The 4,539-nt window shown below is 69.7% G+C and carries 4 protein-coding genes; 2 read left to right on the plus strand and 2 right to left on the minus strand.

Annotated elements, in window-relative coordinates; genetic code table 11:
• Positions 1–1,406, plus strand: a 1,406-nt coding sequence (locus tag G6024_RS10045; RefSeq protein WP_159148622.1) for an AAA family ATPase, incomplete at its 5' end; no start/stop codon positions are given.
• 74 nt (positions 1,407–1,480) lie between these two features.
• On the opposite strand, the gene G6024_RS10050 is transcribed toward G6024_RS10045, so the two are convergent.
• Positions 1,481–1,939 carry an Hsp20/alpha crystallin family protein gene (locus G6024_RS10050; protein ID WP_067713942.1) on the minus strand — a complete coding sequence of 153 codons (459 nt, stop codon included), beginning with the start codon at positions 1,937–1,939 and terminating at the stop codon, positions 1,481–1,483.
• A gap of 122 nt (positions 1,940–2,061) precedes the next feature.
• Positions 2,062–3,582, minus strand: a complete 1,521-nt coding sequence (locus G6024_RS10055; RefSeq protein ID WP_159148623.1) for a lamin tail domain-containing protein — start codon at positions 3,580–3,582, stop codon at positions 2,062–2,064.
• A 230-nt stretch (positions 3,583–3,812) separates the two neighbouring features.
• Between G6024_RS10055 and G6024_RS10060 the strand changes: the two genes are divergently transcribed.
• The gene (locus G6024_RS10060) at positions 3,813–4,448 is read left to right on the plus strand and encodes a hypothetical protein (RefSeq protein WP_159148624.1); all 636 of its coding nucleotides are present in this window, start codon (positions 3,813–3,815) and stop codon (positions 4,446–4,448) included.
• Positions 4,449–4,539 lie beyond the last annotated feature (91 nt).

Genomic DNA, 4,539 nt, shown 5'->3' on the forward strand with positions numbered 1-4,539 from the left:
TCGCGATCGAGGACGGCCGGTGGGTTCAGGGCAGCGGCACCAAGAAGGTCACCATCGACCCGGTCGCCCAGTGCCGCGACGCCCTCTACGCGTTGCGCGGGTACGTCAGTGAGGATCCGCGGTGGCCGGATCAGCTCCAGCGCTGGACCCACATGCTGGTGTTCCCGAACGCCTCGATCCCCGCGGACTTCGCGATGCCGGAGATCCCGCGCGACCGGATCGTGGACCGCGATCAGCTCGACGACCTCGCGATGATCGCTTTCCGGTTGGCCCGTGACTCGGGCCCGGCTGACCGTCCGTTCCTGTCCGCGGACACCGTCGACCGGCTGTCCGAGATCCTCGGAGGTCGGGGGCTACCCCAGCGCGACGTGGTGGCCCGCGCGGCCGAGAACGCCGACATCGCCGACGCGCTCACCCGTGAACAGTCGGTGCTCCTGCGGGCGGTCGACGCCCTGCCGCGGGTGGAGATCCGGGGCGGCGCGGGCAGCGGTAAGACCTATCTGGCGCTGGAACAGGCTCGACGGTTGTCAAGGGACGGGCAGCGCGTCGCATTGATCTGCTACTCGCACGGGCTGGCCAGCTACCTCAAGCGGGTCACCAGCGGATGGAAGCGCCGGGAACGACCCGCGTACGTCGGTGAGTTCCACGCCCTGGGCGTCGAGTGGGGCGCGCCGGTGGGCCCGGACGAGCGGATTCGGTCCACGGAGACGGTGCGGTGGTGGGAGGAGGATCTGCCCGGGTTGATGTCCGACCTGGCAGACGAACTGCCCGGCGGCAAGCGATTCGACGCCGTGATCGTCGACGAGGCCCAGGACTTCGCCGACAGTTGGTGGCAGCCGGTCGTCGGAGCGCTGCGCGACAGGGAGAACGGTCGGCTCATGATCGTCGGCGACGCGGGCCAGAGAGTGTTCGAGCGTGCCGGCCGCCCGCCCGTGGACCTCGTACCGCTCGTGCTGGACCACAACCTGCGCAATACGCGGCAGATCGCCAGCGCGTTCATGCCGCTGGTGGGTCAGCGCATGGAGTTGCGCGGCGGCACCGGTCCCGCCGTCCGTTACGTGGAGGTGCCGGAGGGCGCCGATCCCGTCGCGGTGGGAGACGACGAGGCGATGCGACTGCTCGACGAGGGGTGGGAGCCCCGCGACGTGGCGTTGCTGACCATCGGCTCGCGTCACCCCATGCAGGTCGAGCTCCAGGAGGACGGCAACGACGCCTACTGGGAGACGTTCTGGGACGGCGAGGACATCTTCTACGGTCACGTCCTCGGCTTCAAGGGTCTCGAACGACGTGCCGTGGTCCTGGTGTGCAACAGCTACGAGGGCATCGACCGCCTCCGCGAGCGCATCTACGTGGGGCTGTCTCGGGCGACGGACGTACTCGTGGTGGTGGGGGAGATTGACACCTGAGCTCTCGCGGACGACACCGGCCGCCCCGGCCTCGAGGGGAGGCCGGGGCGGCCGGGGCGCGACGGAGTGGTGGATCAGCTCCCGAGGTCGGTCTCGCCCTCGACGAGCTCGGCCTGCTCGGCCCTCTGGTTGCCGTGCGAGACGGCGATCTTGCGCGGCTGGGCCTCTTCGGCCACCGGGATCACCAGGCGCAGGACGCCGTCGGTGTAGTCGGCCTCGATCTTGTCGGTCGCCAGGCCCTTGCCCATGGCGAGCTGCCGGGCGAAGGTCCCCGACTGCCGCTCGTGCATGAGCCACTGCGCGTCACCCTCGGCAGGCGCCCGCCGCTCGGCGCGGACGGTGAGGGTGCGGTCCTCCACGTCGATGTCGATGGTGGAGGGGTCGACCCCCGGCATATCGATGAGCCCGACGAAGCGATCGCCCTCCTTGTAGAGGTCCATCGGCAGGGAAGTCGAGGCGGTGGCGCTGCGGAGCCCCTCGCCCAGGAGGCGATCGAGCTCACGGAACGGATCGAAACGGGTGCTGGTGGCCATGATGGTCTCCTTCAGGACTGGTCGGGGCGCTCCCGGCATCTCCGGGTCGCACTCGGTTCAACCGCGGGTCGTAGTTGAGTATTCCCGACTCAGGCCAGATTTCTTGATTGAGTCCTCTGGGCTCAATCCACTGGGAGGGCGGGCAGTGCCGGAAGCAGATCGGCGACCGAACCGGTGTCGATCCCGAGGCCCTCGAGCGAACCGAGCAGGGCGCCCGGGTCGAGCAGGCCGCCGTCCTCGTCGTCGTCACCCTCCAGGCACTCCCCGGGCGCGGTGACGGCCGTGCGGAGGCCGGCACCGTCGGCGGCGGCGTCGTCGGCCCACAGGAATCGGACCCGCTCGGCGATTCCCTGAGCGTCACCGACGGTGCACTCGACGGTCTCGCGGTGGGCGGCGAAGCCCTCGTTGGCGAGGTTGGCCATCCCGGCCGGGCGGGCGTAGAGAGTGCCGTCGGTGACGAACCCGGTCCCGTCGAAGGTCATCTCGATCGAGCGCCCCTCGCAGACCTCGTCGCAGAGGACCCGGAGGTTGCCGGACGTTTCGTCGTGATCGAGCGCCATCACACCCTGGAACGGCGACGTGAAGGTCTGCAACTCCGTGACCGCTCCGGCCTCGCCGAACTGGACGAAATGGACCTTGCCCGTGCCCTCGACACCCACGGCGAACGCACCTCCCCATGCTTCGGGGAGGAACTCAATGGCTTCGAGGCCGCCGTTCGCGCCGACCTGCCCGGTGAGGGAGGAGAGGGAGTACTCATCGGTGGCGGCGAGCGTGCCGGAGTCGCGGTCGGCGGGGAGGTCGAAGCGCAGGACCGACGGGCGGCTGGTGCCGCCGGCGTTGTTGTTGCGCTCGGTGGCCACGTAGATCGCGCCGTCCGAGCCCACGGTCACGCCCTCGGCGTCGGGCGGCCCCGAGCCGTCGGGGTACCGGAGCACGAAGGTCCGCGCGAGCGAGTACCTGCCTGCTGCGCGGTCGTAGTCGAGGACGTAGAGCGCGCCGGTGCCGTTGTTCACGACGTACGCGGTGCCGTCGGCCGCGATGTCGACCCCGGACATGTCGTCCTCGGCGAAATCGCCACCGAGGGCGGCCGGGGAGACGGTCAGGGGGTCGAAGGGCCACAGAGACGTCGCGATCGGCTCCTGCGCGACCGCCGCGACATTCCGCGCGTCGCGGGTGGACTCGCCGGTGACGGCGAAGTCGCCCGTCATGTCGGGGATGCGACCCCAGGTGACGGCCGCGTGGCCGGACCAGGTCGTGGAATCGACCAGGTTGCCGTCGGCGTTGCGCAGGGTCACCGAGTCGTTCCCGCCCAGCCCGAAGTAATCCGGGTCCACGTCCGTGTAGAAGGACCGGTAACCGCCGGACTCAATGGTGGTACCGGAGGGGAACACGATCGGGTCGTGCGTGGGGTCGCCGTCGATGAGCGTCCAGCCGGAGATGTCGAGGTCCTGATCGGTGTCGAGGTTGGCGAGCTCGACCCAGTCACCGACCGGGTCGCCGTTGGACTCGACCTCGTTGATGACGATGTCCGCGGCGGTCGCCGCGGGTGCGGGTGCGGCGGCGGAGACCGTGGGCAGTCCGACCGTTGCACCGGCGGCGAGGAGTGTCGAGAGGGCACCGGAGAGGAGGGTGCGTGAGCGCATGTGTGGCCTTTCCTGGGCTTCAGGCGCGGGTGAGTGACCACGGAACCGTACGAGTGTCCCGTGCCCGGGGGCTTGCCGGATCATGGCGGGGAGCTGAACACTCCCTGACAGGCCGTTCCCGAACGTGGGGTGGTCGGCCCGATATTCCCTCGTCAAACCGGGATATCTCGATAAACTCACCTTCAGATTAGGATCCTGCGACTGCCGGATCCGGTGACTGGAGCTGCGACATGACACAGAATCCTCCCCCCGGATGGGACGGGCCGCCCACGTCGGAGTTCAGGGCCGTCCAGCAGCCAGGGCACGGAACGGGCGGGTACGGTGCCGGCGGCTACGGATCGAGCGGCTACGGGGACTACGGCGCCCCGCCACGTAAGCAGGGGATGTCCCCGGTCGCGATCGTGGCCCTGACCGTCGGTGCCATGCTCCTGATCGGGCTGGTCATCGCCACGGTCTTCCTGGTGGTGCCGAGGTTCACACAGGACTCGGCAGCGCCGGTGACCTCCACCGTCTCGGTGACAGCCACCGCGCCGGAGTCCCCGGCCCAGCCCACCGTCCAACCCGCTCGACCCGCTCGACCCGCTCAACCGGTGCAACCGGCGCGACCGGCGTCGCCGTCCGGCTCGTATGAATGCTCCAACGCGGAAGACGGTGCCTACTCGCGATCGGCGGTGGGTTCGAATGCCACCTCCTGCGAGTTCGCCCTGTCCGTGTGGGCGGAATACCTGCTGGCGGGTGGCAACGGCGCGCCGATGGTCCTGGACGCCTACAGTCCGGTGACCGGCGAGGTATACACCATGTCGTGTTCCGGTGGAGACGTGGTGACCTGCACCGGCGGCAGCAACGCCGTGGTCTACATCTACTGATGGTGCCGCTACGCTGGAGGCGCGCGGTCGTGGCCGCCACGGCCGCGACAGCGGCCGCGGCGGGGGCCTGCTCCCCCCTCGGCGCGACCGA

This window comes from Dietzia maris, from assembly GCF_014144855.1.
Classification (GTDB): domain Bacteria; phylum Actinomycetota; class Actinomycetes; order Mycobacteriales; family Mycobacteriaceae; genus Dietzia; species Dietzia kunjamensis.